The following is a 15,777-nucleotide window of genomic DNA, read 5'->3' on the forward strand; positions in this document are numbered from 1 at the left end:
CCCAGGCCTGGGCGATGGCCCGGCATTCGAGCGTCCACTGCGACACATACATGTGGTCGGTATTGTAGGGGTCGTATTTGGAATGGGTCATCATGAAGCTGGGCTGGGTGGCCCGCATGACGTCCACCAGCCGGTCCTTGGCCTCGCGCGTCATTTCCAGCGGATAATCGCCCAGATCGAAGAACTGGATGTCATGCACATCGAGCGCCTTGGCGGCATTCTCGGCTTCGCGCCGGCGCTCGGTCTTGACCGTGTCGAGTGTCATGCCCGGCTTCTTCCAGAGTTTTGCGCTTTCCCCACGCTCGCCATAGGACAGGCAGACGACGGTGACGTCGTACCCCTTGGCAGCATGCAGGGCGATGGCGCCACCACAGCGCCACACGAAATCGGCCGAATGGGCGCTGACGATAAGGGCGGTCTTGCTGGTCATGGTCGTTGGTCCCCTGCGGATATTATACGTGGCTCTTGGGCGGAACCGGCGGCGTGCCATGCGTATGGAAGGTCTCGATGGTCTTGAGGCCCCAGGCCTGGCCACGCTTCCGCTCGGTTTCGGTCCAGGTCACGGTCGGCCAGTCGGGCCGCAGGATCAGCCGCGCCCCGGCATTGGCCAGTTCGACACGATTGCCCGCCGGCTCCCAGACGTAAAGAAAGAACGTGCCCTGGATGGCGTGCTTGTGCGGGCCGGTTTCGATATGGACGCCGTTTTCGAGGAAGATGTCGGCGGCGCGCAATATGTCCTCGCGCTGATCTACCGCATAGGTGACGTGGTGGAAGCGGCCGGTCTGGCCAGTATGGTCTTCCGAATAGGCGACGTCATAGCTCTTGTTGTTGACGGTGAACCAGCAGCCGCCCAGCCTTCCATTGTCGAGCTGGATTTCCTCGGTGACCCGGCTGCCCAGGGCCTCGGTCATGAAGGCCTTGATGGCGCGCACATCCTTGGCCAGCAGGTTGAAGTGATCGAGCCGGCGGGGCGAGCAGCCGCGGCCGTGATAGCGCTGGGCGATATTCTTGAGCGCCGGGCGTTCCGCGGGCGGCGCCTCGTAGACGCGGGTCTCGTAGTAGAGCTCGAAAATGTGTCCGTCGGGGTCGGTAAAGCGGAAGGCGCGGCCATGCCCCTCGTCGCCATCGACCCAGCCGATGGCGCAGCCCATGGCCTCGATCACCTTGACCCGCCGGTCCAGCGCTTCGGGCGATGACGTGCGATAGCCGACATGGCCGATGCCGGTGGTGTGGTGGCGGGTCAGCTTGAGCGTGTGAAATTCGTAATCGTCGAAAGCGCGCAGCCAGGCCACGCCATCCTCGACCAGGCTGGCGGTGAGCCCATAGACGCGGGTGAAGAAATCCAGGCTCTCCTCGAACCGGTCGGTATAGAGCTCGATATGGCCAAGATGGGCGATATCGAAACACGGTTCGGCCATGACAAGCTCCTCCCTCTGCATCCCGCGCGCGCCATGCAGCGACCCGCCTTTTCGGCGTGTTCCGCTGTCTCAGGGCATGGATCGTCGCGCCGGTTGTGTATGCACTATGCGATATCAGTCAGGGTGATGCAACGGCTGTTCGCAGGCCAATTTGTTGATTATCGGCCTTTTTACGACTCCGCTTGATTCGACTCGCCTTAGTTATGTATACATATCGCAGCTGAGGAGGATCGGTATGGGCCTGCTGAATTTCGACCTGCATCCGAATGTGCAAGCATCCCCGTCGCGCGTCGGCGACCTCTCCGACGGCTGGTCCATCGAGGTCATGCCCCGCACCGCGGCCAAGGTGGAGGACTTCCGCGCCCTGCTGCCGCCGGGCACGCGCGTCTATATCGCCCACATCGCCGGCACCCCCATCGAGGACATGGTGACGACGGCGCGGCGGCTGCATGAGGACGGCTTTCCGGTGATGCCGCATTTCCCGGCGCGCGGCATCGCCGATGCCGCCATGCTGGAAGAGTGGATCAAGCGCTATCGCGACGAGGCCGGGGTGACCCAGGCGCTGCTGCTGGGCGGCGGCTATGCGGAGCCGGTCGGCGCCTTCGACAGTTCGGTGCAGATGATCGAGACGGGGCTGTTCGACCATCACGGTTTCACCCATCTGCATGTGGCCGGCCATCCCGAAGGCAATCGCGATATCGACCATGGCGGCGGCACCGCCAATGTCGACAGCGCCCTGCTCTACAAACAGGATTTTGCCGCGCGCACCGATGCGGAGATGGCCATCGTCACCCAGTTCGCCTTCGATACGCGCTCGGTCACCGACTGGGCCGAGCGCATCGCCGATATGGGCGTTACCCTGCCCATCCATGCCGGCATTGCCGGGCCGGCCAAGCTGCAGACGCTGATCCAGTTCGCCCTGTCCTGCGGGGTCGGGCCGTCGATCGGCGTGCTGCACAAGCGGGCGCGCGACCTGACCAAGCTGCTGGTGCCCTATGAGCCGACCGAGGTGGTCGCCGGTTTCGCCGACTACAAGGCGCGCCACAAGCAGAGCCTCATCAGCCAGCTTCATGTGTTCCCGCTGGGCGGCATCAAGACCGCCGCCGCATGGATGAAAAGCCACGCGGCGGAAGAGGCGGCTTTAGCCGCAAACTGAGCGCGACGTATACATTTGCACCGGATGGACGGCCGCACGGCATCGAGACTTGCCGAGCGGGGTCTTGCCTGTGTACACGAAGACAGATCGCGCCGTTTTCCAGGAGACTATGATGACCGCTGCCCGCCCGCCTTTCCGCGCCGACCATGTCGGCTCCCTGCTGCGCAATTCGGCGGTGAAGCAGGCGCGGCACCAGTTCCACGACGAAAAGGCCATTTCCCGCGAGGAGCTGGCTTCGGTCGAGGACGACGCCATCCGTGAGGCGATCAAGCTGCAGCAGGATGTCGGCCTGCCGGTGGTGACCGACGGCGAAATCCGCCGCTCGTTCTGGCATTACGATTTCATGGCCGAGCTCGACGGCTTCAAGTTCGTCGAGCGCGACGTCGCCACCGGCCACAATTTCAAGGGCGCCAATACGCGGCCGATCTTCCCGACCATTACCGGTCCGGTGGATTTCCCCGCCGATCACCCGATGCTCGAGCATTTCAAGTTCGTCGCCGCCAATACCAGCGTCATGCCCAAGATCTCGATTCCGGGCCCGAGCTGCTGCCACTTCCGCGTCGCCAAGGACGATATCACTCACAAGCCCTATCACGACGATGTCGAGCTGCTGTTTGCCGACCTGGCCAAGGCTTACAAAAAGGCCGTGCAGGGCTTCTACGATGCCGGCTGCCGCTATCTGCAGATGGACGACATTTTCTTCGCCTATCTGTGCGATCCCAAGATCCGCGCCGAGAAGCAGGCACAGGGCCTCGATCCGGACTGGCTGATCGAGCAATATGCCAAGATGATGCATGACGCGATCGATGGCCGGCCGGACGACATGGTCATCGGCATGCATATGTGCCGGGGCAATTTCAAATCCACCTGGATCGCCGAAGGCGCCTATGACCCGGCGGCCGATGCCGTGTTCAACAAGACCGGCGTCGATATCTATTTCATGGAATACGACACCGAGCGCGCCGGCGGGCTCGATCCGCTGCGGCTGCTGCCCAAGGGCAGCAAGCGCGTCATGCCCGGCTTCATCACCACCAAGACCGGCGAACCGGAAAGCCTCGACAGCCTGCGCCGCAAGTTCGACGAAGCGGGCAAATATGCCGATCTCGAACAGATGGGGATTGCGCCGCAATGCGGATTCTCGTCCACCGAGGAAGGCAATGCCATCACCGTCGACGACCAGAAGCGGAAGCTGGAACTGGTGGTGAAAACCGCCGAGGCGATCTGGGGTTCGGTTTAGTCGAGAAGGACACCAGAGACCTCATGGCGGGCGGCTCGGACCGGGAGAACCCGGTTCCTGCGCCTCCCTCCCCCTTGAGGGGAGGGATCGAGGGCGGGGGTCCGTCAGCGGGCCATAAGTCTACCCCCTCCCCAGCTCTGCTACGGCCCTGCGGGCCTAGCGGCGCTACCCTCCCCTCAAGGGGGAGGGTGGGCAGGAGCCGAGAGTTCAGCGCAACCTAAGCCCCCAGCTTCAGCCCCAGATAGCGCTCCAGCGTCGCATCGTCCCGCAGCAAATCCGCCGACTTGGCGCGGTGCGCGATCATGCCGCGTTCGATGATGATGGCCTCCTGCGTCAGGCCTAATGCCACCTCGGCATGCTGCTCCACCAGCACCAGCGCAATGCCCTCGTCGGCAGCCATCTGGCGCACGGCGGCGGTGAGCTCCTCGACGATGATGGGGGCCAGGCCCTCGAAGGGTTCATCGAGCAGCAATACGGAAGGATTGGTCATCAGGGTGCGGGCGATGGCCAGCATCTGCTGTTCGCCGCCGGAAAGCTGGTTGCCCATATTGCCGCGCCGCTCGGCCAGGCGCGGGAACAGCGCATAGATGGCGGTGAGGGTCCAGCGGCCGGGCCGGGCGATGACGGTGAGGTTTTCCTCCACCGACAAAGAGGGGAAGATATCGCGCTCCTGCGCCACCCAGCCGAGGCCGAGCCGGGCCCTTTTATGCGGGGCGAGCCGGGAAATATCGGTGCCGCGCCAGTGGATCGCGCCGCGGGCCAGGGTGACGAAGCCCATGGCGGTGAGCAGCAATGTGCTCTTGCCGACGCCGTTGCGGCCGAGCAGCGCCAGGCTCCCATTGGCCGGCAGCGCAAAGGAGACGCCATCGAGCACCACGGCCTCGCCATAGCCGGAGCGGACGTCGCGGAATTCCAGCAGCTTTTCAGCCATGCCCATGCCCCAGATAGACTTCGCGCACGCGCGGATCGCTGCGCACCGTTTCGGGATCGGCTTCGAGCAGCACGCCGCCACCCACCAGCACGATGATGCGCGAAGCGAATTTGAAGACGATATCCATGTCGTGTTCGATGAACAGCACGGAGATATCCGATGGCAGCCCGGCGATCACCGAGAACAATGCCGCGCTTTCATCCTTGGGCACGCCCGCCGCCGGCTCGTCCAGCAGCAGCACCCGCGGCCGCGTCGCCAAAGCCAGCGCGATTTCGAGCAGCCGCTGCTGGCCATAAGGCAGTGTCCGCGTGGTGCGGGTGGCCACGTCGGCGAGGCCGAGCTGGCCGAGAATGGTGAAGCTCTCCTCGATGGCGTCGCCATGGGCCGCGAGCCGCTTCCAGAACTGGCCGGCCGTCCGCTCGCGCTCCATCACCGCCAGCGCCACCGCCTCGATGGGGGTGAGATCGGGAAACAGCGTATTGATCTGGAAGGTGCGGCTGAGGCCACGCCGCACGCGATGGGCAGGCGCCAGCCCGGTGATATCGCCGCCTTCGAGTTCGATACGCCCGGCATCGGGCTTGAGCTGCCCGGTCAGCAGGTTGATCAGCGTGGTCTTGCCGGCGCCATTGGGGCCGATCAGCGCGTGGCGGGCGCCGCGCGGCAGGCTGATGGCCACGTCGCGCGTCACTTCGAGCTTGCCGAAATTCTTCCGGAGCGCCTCGGCGCGCAATACGATGTCTTCGTCCGCCATCATTTGCGCCTGTCGACGATACGGGCGAGGAAGCCCAGAATGCCCGTGGGCATGAACAGCACGACGACCATGAGCAGCAGGCCAATGCCGAAATACCAGTATTGCGGATTGATGCCGGCCAACTGGTCGCGCGCCACGAGGAAGATGATAGTGCCCAGGATCGCGCCATAGAGCCGACCGGTGCCGCCCAGGATGAGCATGACCACCACGTCGGCGGAGCGCTCGAAGCTGAGGGAATCCAGCGCCACCGTATTGGTGGTCTGCGCCATAAGCCCGCCGGCGAGGCCCGCAATGGCGGCCGAGATGGCATAGACCAGCCGCAGGTGTCCCTTGTGGTCCGCGCCGATGGCCGGCATGCGCTTGACGTTTTCGCGGATGCCGCGCAAGGCCAGCCCGAAGCTGGAATTGACCAGGCGGCGGCTCAGGAGGAAACACAGGAAGAGCAGGGCAAGGGTGTAGGCATAGCCGGTATAACCCCACAGGTCGAACTTGAACTGGCCGAAGATCGGCCAGGTGCGGATGCCGCGCAACCCGTCGGTGCCGCCGGTCAGGTCATGCAGGGCATTGGCCAGTTCATAGGTCAGCAGGCCGAGGCCGAGCGTCACCATGAGCAGCGCCAGGTGCTGGACGCGGGTGATGAGGAAGCTGACGATATAGCCGATGATGCCGGCAAACAGGCCCGCCATCAGCAGGCCGGAAACCGGCTCGCCCCAGCCACGCACGCTGATGATGCCGGCGAAATAGGCGCCCAGCCCGAAGAACATGGCATGGCCGAGCGTCACGATGCCGGCGTAGCCCAGGATCAGGTCGACCGAGATGGCGAACAGCGCGGCAATGGCGATCTGGCTGGCCAGCGGCAGATAGGTGGGAAACAGGATGAAGGGCAGCAAAGCCGCCAGCCAGAACAGGATTTCGAAAGGCGACCAGCGGCTGCGGCGGCGCAGCCAGTCACGCGATTCGATGGGAGCGATACTATCGGTCATGGCCCTCTCCCTAGCGCTTGCCGAACAGGCCGAGCGGCCGCACCAGCAGGATGGCCACCAGCAGCAGGTAGATGAGGAAGCTGCCGATTTCGGGCCAGAAATACTTGCCGGCCACGTCGCCGATGCCGAGCAGGGCGGCGCCGACGAAGGAGCCGGTGATCGAGCCCAGCCCGCCCACCGACACCACGATCAGCACATAGACCAGCATCTGGAAGCCGAAGGAGGGCGAGAGCCCGATGATTTCCACCGCCAGCGCACCGCCCAGGCCCGCCAGGCCGCAGCCCAAGGCAAAGGTGATGGCAAAGACGCGCTCGACATCAAGGCCGAGGCCCTGGGCCATGCGCTGGTTGTCCACGGCAGCGCGGATTTGCGCGCCCAGCCTTGTGCGCTCCAGCCCGAAGACCAGCAAGGCGGTGATGATGAGCGCCACCAGGATGATGAAGGCGCGATAGATGCCGAAGCGTACGCCGCCGAATTCAACCGAGCCGCGCAGCCAGTCGGGCAGGATGATGACCTGCTGCACGGTGCCGAAAATGAAGGTGGCGGCTGCGGCGGCGACGAAGACCACGCCGATGGTGAACAGCACCTGGTTCAGCTCGCCCGCCTTGTAGAGCCGGCGAAACAGGCTGCGCTCGATGAGCACGCTGAGCAGGGCCATGGCGATGAAGGCCAATGGCAATGCAGCGAGGAATGGCAGGCCGAGCTGGCGCATCACGGTGACGGCGACATAGCCGCCGAACATGCCGAAAGCGCCGTGGGCCAGGTTGATGAAGTTCATCATGCCCAGCGTGACCGACAGGCCCACCGACAGCAGGAACAACAGCATGCCGAAGGCGAAGCCGTCGAACAGCACGATGACGATCTGGCTGATCATGGAATTGGTCCTAGTGGATCACGCTGCATCTTGGTCAAATTGATTGCCTGGGTCGCACCATGCCGCCACAAACGCCGCAGGACTCCCTCCCCCTTGCGGGGAGGGTTGGGGTGGGGGTGCGGCTGGCCCCGATATCCGGGCCAAACACCCCCCACCCTTGATCCCTCCCCGCAAGGGGGAGGGAGACGACTGGGGCATCAGCGTCCTTTACTTCGCAGCGCCGTGCAGCGGGTCCTTCACATCGGGAATCTCCTGCACGATCACGTTCTGCAGCTCGCCATCCACTTCCTGGATTTCGCGGATATAGACGGTCTGGATCACGTCACGGGTTTCCGGATCGATCGACATCGGGCCGCGCGGGCTGTCCCAGGCCATGCCCTTGGCGGCTTCGACCAGGGCGTCGCCATTGGTATCGCCATTGGTGGCCTTGAGCGCCTCATAGATGAGGTGCATGCCATCATAGCCGCCGATGGAGAACAGGTCGGGCTCGCGGCCGTTATTGGCGGCGGTATAGCCCTCGACATAGGCCTTGTTCAGCGGATCGTCGCGTTCCAGCGTGTAGTGGAAGGTGGTGATGATGCCGCGGGCGGTCTCGCCCATGCTTTCGAGCGCCTCGGGGTGGGTCAGTTCACCCTGGCCGAGCACCTTGATATCGGGCGGAGCCAGGCCACGATCGACCAAGGCCTTGCCGATAGCCGCAGGCTGGGCGCCGCCGGGCACGAAAATGTATACAGCTTCGGGCGAAGCATCGGCGACACGCTGCACATAGGCCGAGAAGTCGGGGTTGGCGACCGGCGTGCGGTCGGCGCCGACAATGGTGCCGCCCATTTCGGTGAAGCCCTTGGCGAAGGACGCCTCGGCGTCGATGCCGGGGCCATAGTCGGCGACCAGCGTATAGGCTTCGCGGATGCCCTGCTCATAGGCCCACTTGCCGAACGAGTAGTTGAGCTGCGGGATGGTGACCGAGGTCCGCACGATATAGGGCGACTGTTCGGTGACGACGGAGGTGGCGGCGTTCATCACCACCATCAGCTTCTGCGCTTCGGTGGCGATTTCGGCAGCGCCGAGAGCCTCGGGCGTCAGCGCGAAACCGGCGAGAATATCGACATTGTCACGTACCACCAGTTCCTGCGCCAGGCGCCGGGCAACGTCGGGAGCCGGACCACCGGTATCGCGCTTGATGAGTTCGATCTTGCGGCCGGCAACCTCGTCGCCATGCTCGGCGATATAGAGATCGATACCGGCCTGGAGCTGGTTGGCGGCATCGGCGAAGGGCCCCGAATAGGGCAGGATGACGCCGATCTTGATGGTTTCCTGCGCCATGGCGCCGGCCGACAGGGTCAAGCCAAGCCCGAGCACTGCAGCCACTGCTGTTCTTTTCAACATGAATTCCTCCCGATAGATTTTTTTGACGAAATGGCGCCGGGGTTTTGACCTCTGTGGCGCCATCGCAACGATGAACTGTATACACGATGCCCAGCTTCGCCAAGAAAAAGCTGGGGTCTGCTTGGCGCGCCAAGCCTTTGAAACGACTGGACGCTTGAGGCGGGCCACGACCCGCTGCCTGGGCGGTCGTCCACCGCTCGGTTCCTCCTCTTTCGCGGTGTCATTCCGGCCCGCGCCGGGGCTGACATCGCGTAGGCTGATGCTCATCCCCTCCCTGCTACACGCGTTCGAGAGCCACGGCGATGCCCTGGCCGACGCCGATGCACATGGTGGCCAGCGCCCGCTTCCCACCGCCCAGCGACAGTTCCAGCGCCGCCGAACCGGCGATGCGGGCGCCGCTCATGCCGAGCGGATGCCCGAGCGCAATGGCGCCGCCATTGATGTTCACATGCGCGGCATCCTCGGGGATGCCCAGGTCGCGCAAGACGGCGATGCCCTGGCTGGCAAAGGCCTCGTTGAGTTCGATCACGTCGAAATCAGCCGGGGTGAGACCCAGCCGGGCGCAGAGCTTTTTGGTTGCCGGTGCCGGGCCCATGCCCATGATGCGCGGCGGCACGCCGGCAGTGGCGCCGCCCAGGATGCGGGCAATGGGCGTCAGGCCATGACGTTTCACCGCCGCTTCGGAGGCAATGATGAGCGCCGCAGCGCCATCATTGACGCCCGAGGCATTGCCCGCCGTCACCGTGCCATTGGGGAACAGCGCCCGCAGCTTGCCGAGCGTTTCGATGGTGGTACCGGCGCGCGGATGCTCGTCCACGGTCACCACGACCGGATCGCCCTTCTTCTGCGGAATGGTGACCGGGGTGATTTCCTTGCCCAGCCGCCCATTCTGCTGCGCGGCCACGGCCTTTTCCTGGCTGCGCACCGCGAAAGCGTCCTGCGCTTCGCGGCTCACGCCGAATTCCTGCGCCACGTTCTCGCCGGTCTCGGGCATGGAATCGGTGCCGTGCAGCTGCTGCATCAGCGGATTGACGAAGCGCCAGCCGATGGTGGTGTCGTAAATCTCGGCATTGCGCGAAAAAGCCGTGCCGGCCTTGGGCAAGACGAAGGGCGCGCGGCTCATTGATTCCGTGCCGCCAGCGATCACCAGGTCGGCCTCGCCGGCCTTGATGGCTCGCGCGGCAGTCAGCACCGCATCCATGCCGGAGCCGCAGAGCCGGTTTATGGTGGTGCCGGTGACAGTGACCGGCAGGCCCGCCAGCAGCAGGCTCATACGCGCCACATTGCGATTGTCCTCGCCGGCCTGGTTGGCATTGCCGAAGATCACGTCGTCGACCGCGTCCCAGTCGAGCCGGCCATTGCGGGCCGCCAGCGCCATCAGCGGGATGGCGCCCAGATCGTCCGGACGCACGGCAGACAGCGCGCCGCCGAAGCGGCCGATGGGGGTGCGGATATAGTCGCAGATATAGGCATCGGCCATCATGACACCTCCGGCGCCACGAGATCGGCGACAGTGCCGGCAATCACCAGTTCCGCCCCGGTCACCGCCTGCAATTGCTCGAGACTCAGGCCGGGCAGCTTTTCGCGCAGCACGAAACGGCCGCCTTCGATGTCGATGACGGCGAGGCTGGTATAGACGCGGGTCACGCAGGCCAATCCGGTCAGCGGCAGGGTGCAATGCTTGACCAGCTTTGGTCGCCCGTCCTTGGTCACATGGTCGGTGATGACGGCGACGCGCTTGGCGCCATGCACCAGGTCCATCGCCCCACCGACCGCGGGTATGCCCTTGGGACCGGTCGACCAATTGGCCAGGTCGCCATTCTCGGCGACTTCATAGGCCCCCAGGATCGCCACATCCAGATGACCGCCGCGCACCATGGCGAAGCTGTCGGCATGGTTGAAAAAAGCCGCGCCGGGCTTCAGCGTCACCGCCTTCTTGCCGGCATTGATCAGGTCCCAGTCCTCCTCGCCCGCGGCCGGGGATTCACCGAAATTGAGGATACCGTTCTCGGTGTGGAAAATGGCCTGGCGCCCCGGCGGCTGGAATTTTGCCACCATTTCGGGGAAGCCGATGCCCAAGTTTACATAGGCCTCGTCCTCGATGTCCTGCGCGGCGCGCCAGGCGATCTGGGCATTGGACAGTTTTTCGGTCATGCGTAGGCCGCCCCTTCGCGCATCAGCGCTTCTTCCTGGCGCGCATCTGCTACTTCCACGACGCGGGTGACGAAGATGCCGGGGGTAATCACCGCTTCGGGGTCGATGCCGCCGGGCTCGACCACTTTTGTCGCCTGCACCACCGTCACCGCGGCGGCGGCCGCCATCAGCGGCGAGAAATTGCGCGCCGCCTTGCGATAGGTGAGGTTCCCCTGCGTGTCGGCCAGCTCCGCCTTGAGCAGCGCCACATCGGCCTTGAGCCAGCGCTCCTGCACATAGGGCCGCCCCTCGAACTCGGCCACCGGCTTGCCCTTGGCGAGGTCGGTGCCGAAGCTGGTGGGCGTATAGAAAGCCGGGATGCCAGCCCCGCCAGCGCGGATACGCTCGGCCAACGTGCCCTGCGGCACGACTTCCAGCGCAATCTCGCCGGCCAGGTATTTCTCGGTAAAGGCGCGCGGATCGGCCGAGCGCGGGAACGAGCAGATCATTTTCGCCACCATGCCGGCATCGATCATGGCGGCAATGCCGATGCGGCCATTGCCGGCATTGTTGTTGACCACGGTCAGGTTCTTCGGACTGCCGGTGGCCTTGAAACGGTCGATCAGCGCATGGATCAGCTCGATCGGGGCGCCCGCGCCGCCGAAGCCGCCGATCATCAGCACCATGCCATCCTCGATGCCCGCTACCGCGGCAGCAAGATCGGCGACCGTCTTGTCCATGGGCGCACGTTCCCCGGTGAATACTGCAGCGACCTACGCATTGGCGCGGCCGGCTCGCAAGCCAATTTGTGCGATATGTTGCATTTGTTCGCATATCGCCCGGAACGACGCCGCTGGCGGCGATCCTTCCGCTAAACCAGGTGAATCTGCTCCACCAGCCGCACGCCCAGCCGCAGACTGGCGCCGGTGGTTACCAGCATCGGCGGCAGGGTGAGCCATTCCAGGGTCCAGGCGGCGCCGGAGCGCTCATATTCATGCACCATGGCCTGCCCCAGAATGCCCGACAGCCCGGCATTCGACCGCGCCAAAGCCACCAGTATCTCGGCATTGACCGGGTTGGCCTTGTGCGCCATGGCCGAGGATCCCCCTGCCCCCTCGAGCCGCAGCGCGCCGACCTCGCTTTGCGCCAGCAGCGCCACATCGGCGCCCAGCTTGCCCAGCGCGCCGCTGATCAGCGCCAGCAGGTTACCCAAACCCACGATGGGGTCGCGCGTCGCCTGCCAGGGCTCGGCCAGGCCCAGGTCGAGCCGGCGGGCCATGGCCGAGGCGATGGAGTCGCCATGTCCCGCGAAACTTCCGCGATCGCCCACCGGCCCGCCCAGTTGCACCACCAGCAGCATGCGGCGCATCGCCGCCAGCGCGCCCAGGTGCCGCCGCAGCGGCGCGCGCCAGCTCTCGATCTTGGCCGCCCATGTCGTTGGCAGGGCCGCCTGCATGCGGGTATGGGCCAGCAGCGGGCGGGGGCCGGCATCCACGCCCAGCGCATCCAATCGCTCCAGCAAGGCGGCGAGCCGGGTCTCGTAGACGTCGAAGACGCGGGCCAGTTGCAGCATGAGAGCCGTATCGATCACATCCTGGCTGGTGGCGCCCTTGTGCAGGGCGGCGCGATGCGGCTCGGCCACCGCGGCCCGCAATTGCCGCACCAGCGCCGGCACCACGACGCCATCCTGCGCCATGCCGGCGGCGAGGTCGGCCCGGTCGGGCACGAAGCCGGCAATGGCATTGCCGATGGAGTCGGCAGCATCATTGGTGATCCAACCCACATCGGCGCTTGCCGAGGCCAGCGCTCGCTCGACGGCCAGCATGGCGGTCAGTTGCGCATCGTCGGACAGCAGCGCGTCGATTTCGGCATCGCCGGCAAGGGCGGAGAGCAGCGGGTTCATGGGGATATGCTACAGAGGTTTGAGATGGGGCAAAAGGCTGGCTTTGTGCCTGGTTCACTCACACCCACCGCGCGTTGGTGGAAACCAGCACGATCCAGCGCCGCCCCCTCACATATCGAAAAACACCGTCTCCTTGTCGCCCTGCAGGTGAATATCGAGCACATAGCGCGGCACGGCCCCATCTTCCTTCCGCGCAATCAGCGTCAGCCTCCGGCGCGGGTCCATGATCTTGTTGAGCACGAAATCCTTGCCATTGGCCTCGGCCTCGTCGTCGAAATAGAGCCGTGTCTGCAGCCCGATATTGATGCCGCGCGCCACGATCCACAGGTTCACATGCGGCGCCATCGGCCTGCCGTCGGGGCCGGGCACCGGGCCGGGCTTGATGGTCTCGAAGCTGAACACGCCCTCGCCATTGGTCGGCTGGCGGCCCCAGCCGGTAAAGGCCGGCGCCGAATTGGAGTTCGGCCCCATCGGCGCCACATAGGAGCCGTCGGCATCGGCCTGCCAGAGTTCGAGCAGCGCGTCATTCACCACCGCGCCCGAACCATCGATGATGCGGCCCGAGATGATGATGCGCTCGCCTTTGGTGTCCTCGGTCAGCATGGTGCTGCCCGGATCGGCGTCATAGACGCCCCTGATTTCGGCGAAATTGGGCGTCAGCCCGATATGGACATAGGGGCCAGCCGTCTGCGACGGCGTCTCTTTCAGTGTCGGAACCGGATGCAGCATCAGTTCCCCTCCAGCTTGTTCTCGAACATGGTCGAACGGCGGCCGCGCAGCACGATATCGAAGCGATAGGCCAGCGCATCCATGGGCGTGGTATTGTGGCGGTCGAGCCGGGCGATGAGCTGGTCGATGGCCGACTTGTCGGCGATGGAGCCGACGATGGGGCATTGCCAGATCATTGGGTCGCCTTCGAAATACATCTGCGTGATCAGCCGTTGCGCGAAGGCATGGCCGAAGACCGAGAAGTGGATATGGGCCGGCCGCCAGTCATTGCCGCCATTGGGCCAGGGATAGGCGCCCGGCTTGACGGTGCGGAACGAATAGAACCCGTTCTCGTCGGTGACCGCCCGGCCGCAACCGCCGAAATTGGGGTCGAGCGGGGCGAGATAGGCCTCCTTGCGGTGGCGATAGCGGCCGCCGGCATTGGCCTGCCAGAATTCGACCAGCGTCTCGGGCACCGGCCGCGCATTCTCGTCGAGCACCTGGCCGTAGACGATCAGCCGCTGGCCGATGGCTTCGCTGCCATCCTGGCTGTAATTGCGGATCAGGTCATTATCGAGCGGGTTGAGGCTGGAATGGCCGAAGGTCGGCCCGGTCAGCTCCGAGGCGGTGCCGCCCAGCGACAGCAAGGCGTGCTTGGGCGCACGAAATGTCGTGCTTTTGTAGCCCGGCGTATTGGCCGGCGGGTGCCAGTCGCGATTGCGCGGATAGAGCGCCCCATCGGCCCCCGGTAGAATTATGCCGCTCATTGTCCCGTCTCCCGCTTGGCCAGTTCTTCCCTGGCAATTCTGAAGGCCCTGTTGGCTGCCGGCACCCCGGCATAGACCGCCACATGCAGCAGGGCTTCCTTGATATCGTCCGGCGAACAGCCGGTATTGATCGTGGCCCGCACATGCATGGCCACTTCCTCATCATGCCCCAGCGCCGCCAGCAGCGCGATGGTGATCATCGAGCGCTCGCGCTGCGTGAGCCCCGGCCGCGACCAGACCGAGCCCCAGGCCCCTTCGGTGATGAAGGTCTGGAAATCGTCGTCGAACGGCGTCTTGCGCGCGGTGGCGGCATCGACATGCGCATTGCCGAGCACCGACCGGCGCGTCGCCATGCCCGCTTCGAAGCGCGTAGGTTCAGCCATGGGCATTCTCCTTGAGGAAGCCGTGGATCAGCGCCGCCAGCTCGGCCGGCCGCTCGATGGATGGAATATGGCCGACGCCCGCCAGGATTTCGAAGCGCGCGCCGGCAATGGCATCGGCACAGGTCCGCACCAGATCCACCGGAGTCGAGCGATCGGCTTCGCCCGCCACGACCAGCGTCGGCGTGGTGATCGCGGCAATCTGCCCGGTGAGATCGGCGTCGCGCAAGGTGGCGCAGGTGGCGGCATAGCCTTGGGCATCGCTGCGCAGGAACAGGTTGCGCCAGCCGGCCAGTTCATCGGCGCGCTGCTGGAAGCCGGGGCTGAACCAGCGCTCCATCACCATGTCGGCAATGGCGCCCAGCCCGTCCTTGCGCACCGTGTCGATACGGGCATTCCAGCCGGCGGCGTCGCCCACTTTCGGGGCCGTGTCGCACAGCACCAGAGCCGCCAGCCGCTCAGGCGCGCGCAGGGCAAAGCCCTGGGCGATGAGCCCGCCCACCGAAACCCCGGCCAGCGCCAGCCGGTCGATACCGAGATGATCGAGCAGGCCCGTGAGGTCGTCGACATGATCGTCCAACGTATAGTCGCCCGGCGGCGTGTCGCTCAAGCCGTGGCCGCGCTTGTCGTAGGACAGGACGCGGTAATGGGTGGACAGGCGCGCGATGACACCACCCCAGATGCGGGCATCGGTGCCGAGCGAATTGGCCAGCGCCAATACCGGCGCCCCATCAGGCCCCGCCAGCCGGTAATGCAGCAGCACGCCATTGATGCGAGTGAAATCCATTTCGCCTCCCCGGCCGATATAAGACGCCGGCGGCGGGCAAGTAAAATGACGAGTGCGGGGAGAATTATAACCTGTAGATTATGATACAAGTGAACGATAGCATATGGAAACTGATCGGCTTCGATATCTCACTTCCTTGCGAAAGGCCTGTTAACCTTGGATTTTCGCGTTTCCCCTTCTCCCCTTGTGGGAGAAGGTGCCCGAAGGGCGGATGAGGGGGCACTGCGTTTTCCATAAGCATTGACGCATGGGATAGCGCTGTCCCCTCACCCGGAAATCCGCTGAACGCGGATTTCCACCCTCTCCCACGAGGGGAGAGGGTCAGCCCGGCCTCATGCGTCCGGGTCGGTGCCGACGACAACG

The 15,777-nt window shown here is 64.9% G+C and carries 17 protein-coding genes; 2 read left to right on the forward strand and 15 right to left on the reverse strand.

Annotation, left to right across the window (positions count from 1 at the left end):
- A partial coding sequence (locus ASD80_RS02675; protein ID WP_162247303.1) for a PIG-L deacetylase family protein occupies positions 1-430 on the reverse strand: 430 nt, incomplete at its 3' end.
- A 22-nt stretch (positions 431-452) separates the two neighbouring features.
- Positions 453-1,418, reverse strand: coding sequence for a VOC family protein (locus ASD80_RS02680; protein ID WP_056228608.1), 966 nt, complete (start codon positions 1,416-1,418; stop codon positions 453-455).
- 235 nt (positions 1,419-1,653) lie between these two features.
- On the opposite strand from ASD80_RS02680, the gene ASD80_RS02685 reads away from it, so the two are divergent.
- Entirely contained in the window at positions 1,654-2,574 is a 921-nt protein-coding gene (locus tag ASD80_RS02685) for a hypothetical protein (RefSeq protein ID WP_056228611.1), read from the forward strand.
- A 112-nt stretch (positions 2,575-2,686) separates the two neighbouring features.
- Entirely contained in the window at positions 2,687-3,811 is a 1,125-nt protein-coding gene (locus ASD80_RS02690) for a 5-methyltetrahydropteroyltriglutamate--homocysteine S-methyltransferase (RefSeq protein ID WP_056228866.1), read from the forward strand.
- 217 nt (positions 3,812-4,028) lie between these two features.
- Here the strand turns inward: ASD80_RS02690 and ASD80_RS02695 are convergent, their stop codons facing one another.
- The 13 genes from ASD80_RS02695 to pcaD all read right to left on the reverse strand — a co-directional run bounded on the left by ASD80_RS02695 (position 4,029) and on the right by pcaD (position 15,414).
- Positions 4,029-4,742: an ABC transporter ATP-binding protein gene (locus tag ASD80_RS02695; RefSeq protein WP_056228869.1), complete on the reverse strand. Its 714-nt coding sequence runs from the start codon at positions 4,740-4,742 to the stop codon at positions 4,029-4,031.
- Positions 4,735-5,493: an ABC transporter ATP-binding protein gene (locus tag ASD80_RS02700; RefSeq protein ID WP_056228872.1), complete on the reverse strand. Its 759-nt coding sequence runs from the start codon at positions 5,491-5,493 to the stop codon at positions 4,735-4,737. The genes ASD80_RS02695 and ASD80_RS02700 overlap by 8 nt, the downstream gene beginning before the upstream one ends.
- Complete coding sequence (locus tag ASD80_RS02705) at positions 5,493-6,476, reverse strand: branched-chain amino acid ABC transporter permease (protein WP_156460297.1); 984 nt, start codon at positions 6,474-6,476, stop codon at positions 5,493-5,495. Before ASD80_RS02705 ends, ASD80_RS02700 begins: the two co-directional genes overlap by 1 nt.
- A 10-nt stretch (positions 6,477-6,486) precedes the next feature.
- Entirely contained in the window at positions 6,487-7,350 is an 864-nt protein-coding gene (locus ASD80_RS02710; protein ID WP_056228613.1) for a branched-chain amino acid ABC transporter permease, read from the reverse strand.
- A gap of 207 nt (positions 7,351-7,557) precedes the next feature.
- Complete coding sequence (locus tag ASD80_RS02715; protein WP_056228616.1) at positions 7,558-8,736, reverse strand: ABC transporter substrate-binding protein; 1,179 nt, start codon at positions 8,734-8,736, stop codon at positions 7,558-7,560.
- Positions 8,737-9,013: 277 nt separating this feature from the next.
- Positions 9,014-10,216, reverse strand: coding sequence for a 3-oxoadipyl-CoA thiolase (gene pcaF / locus ASD80_RS02720; RefSeq protein WP_056228619.1), 1,203 nt, complete (start codon positions 10,214-10,216; stop codon positions 9,014-9,016).
- Positions 10,216-10,890 (reverse strand): 3-oxoacid CoA-transferase subunit B, encoded by a 675-nt coding sequence (locus tag ASD80_RS02725; RefSeq protein WP_056228621.1) that lies wholly within the window; start codon positions 10,888-10,890, stop codon positions 10,216-10,218. The genes pcaF and ASD80_RS02725 overlap by 1 nt, the downstream gene beginning before the upstream one ends.
- Positions 10,887-11,609, reverse strand: coding sequence for a 3-oxoacid CoA-transferase subunit A (locus ASD80_RS02730; protein WP_056228624.1), 723 nt, complete (start codon positions 11,607-11,609; stop codon positions 10,887-10,889). Before ASD80_RS02730 ends, ASD80_RS02725 begins: the two co-directional genes overlap by 4 nt.
- A 131-nt stretch (positions 11,610-11,740) precedes the next feature.
- Positions 11,741-12,772, reverse strand: coding sequence for a 3-carboxy-cis,cis-muconate cycloisomerase (locus tag ASD80_RS02735; protein WP_056228626.1), 1,032 nt, complete (start codon positions 12,770-12,772; stop codon positions 11,741-11,743).
- Between the two features lie 108 nt (positions 12,773-12,880).
- Positions 12,881-13,501 (reverse strand): protocatechuate 3,4-dioxygenase subunit alpha, encoded by a 621-nt coding sequence (pcaG, locus tag ASD80_RS02740; protein ID WP_056228628.1) that lies wholly within the window; start codon positions 13,499-13,501, stop codon positions 12,881-12,883.
- On the reverse strand, positions 13,501-14,247 hold the full coding sequence (pcaH, locus tag ASD80_RS02745) for a protocatechuate 3,4-dioxygenase subunit beta (protein WP_056228631.1): 747 nt from the start codon (positions 14,245-14,247) through the stop codon (positions 13,501-13,503). Before pcaH ends, pcaG begins: the two co-directional genes overlap by 1 nt.
- Complete coding sequence (gene pcaC, locus ASD80_RS02750) at positions 14,244-14,630, reverse strand: 4-carboxymuconolactone decarboxylase (RefSeq protein WP_056228633.1); 387 nt, start codon at positions 14,628-14,630, stop codon at positions 14,244-14,246. The genes pcaH and pcaC overlap by 4 nt, the downstream gene beginning before the upstream one ends.
- Positions 14,623-15,414 carry a 3-oxoadipate enol-lactonase gene (gene pcaD, locus ASD80_RS02755; protein ID WP_056228635.1) on the reverse strand — a complete coding sequence of 264 codons (792 nt, stop codon included), beginning with the start codon at positions 15,412-15,414 and terminating at the stop codon, positions 14,623-14,625. Before pcaD ends, pcaC begins: the two co-directional genes overlap by 8 nt.
- Positions 15,415-15,777 lie beyond the last annotated feature (363 nt).

It is taken from the genome of Devosia sp. Root635, assembly GCF_001427605.1.
Taxonomy (GTDB): Bacteria; Pseudomonadota; Alphaproteobacteria; order Rhizobiales; family Devosiaceae; genus Devosia.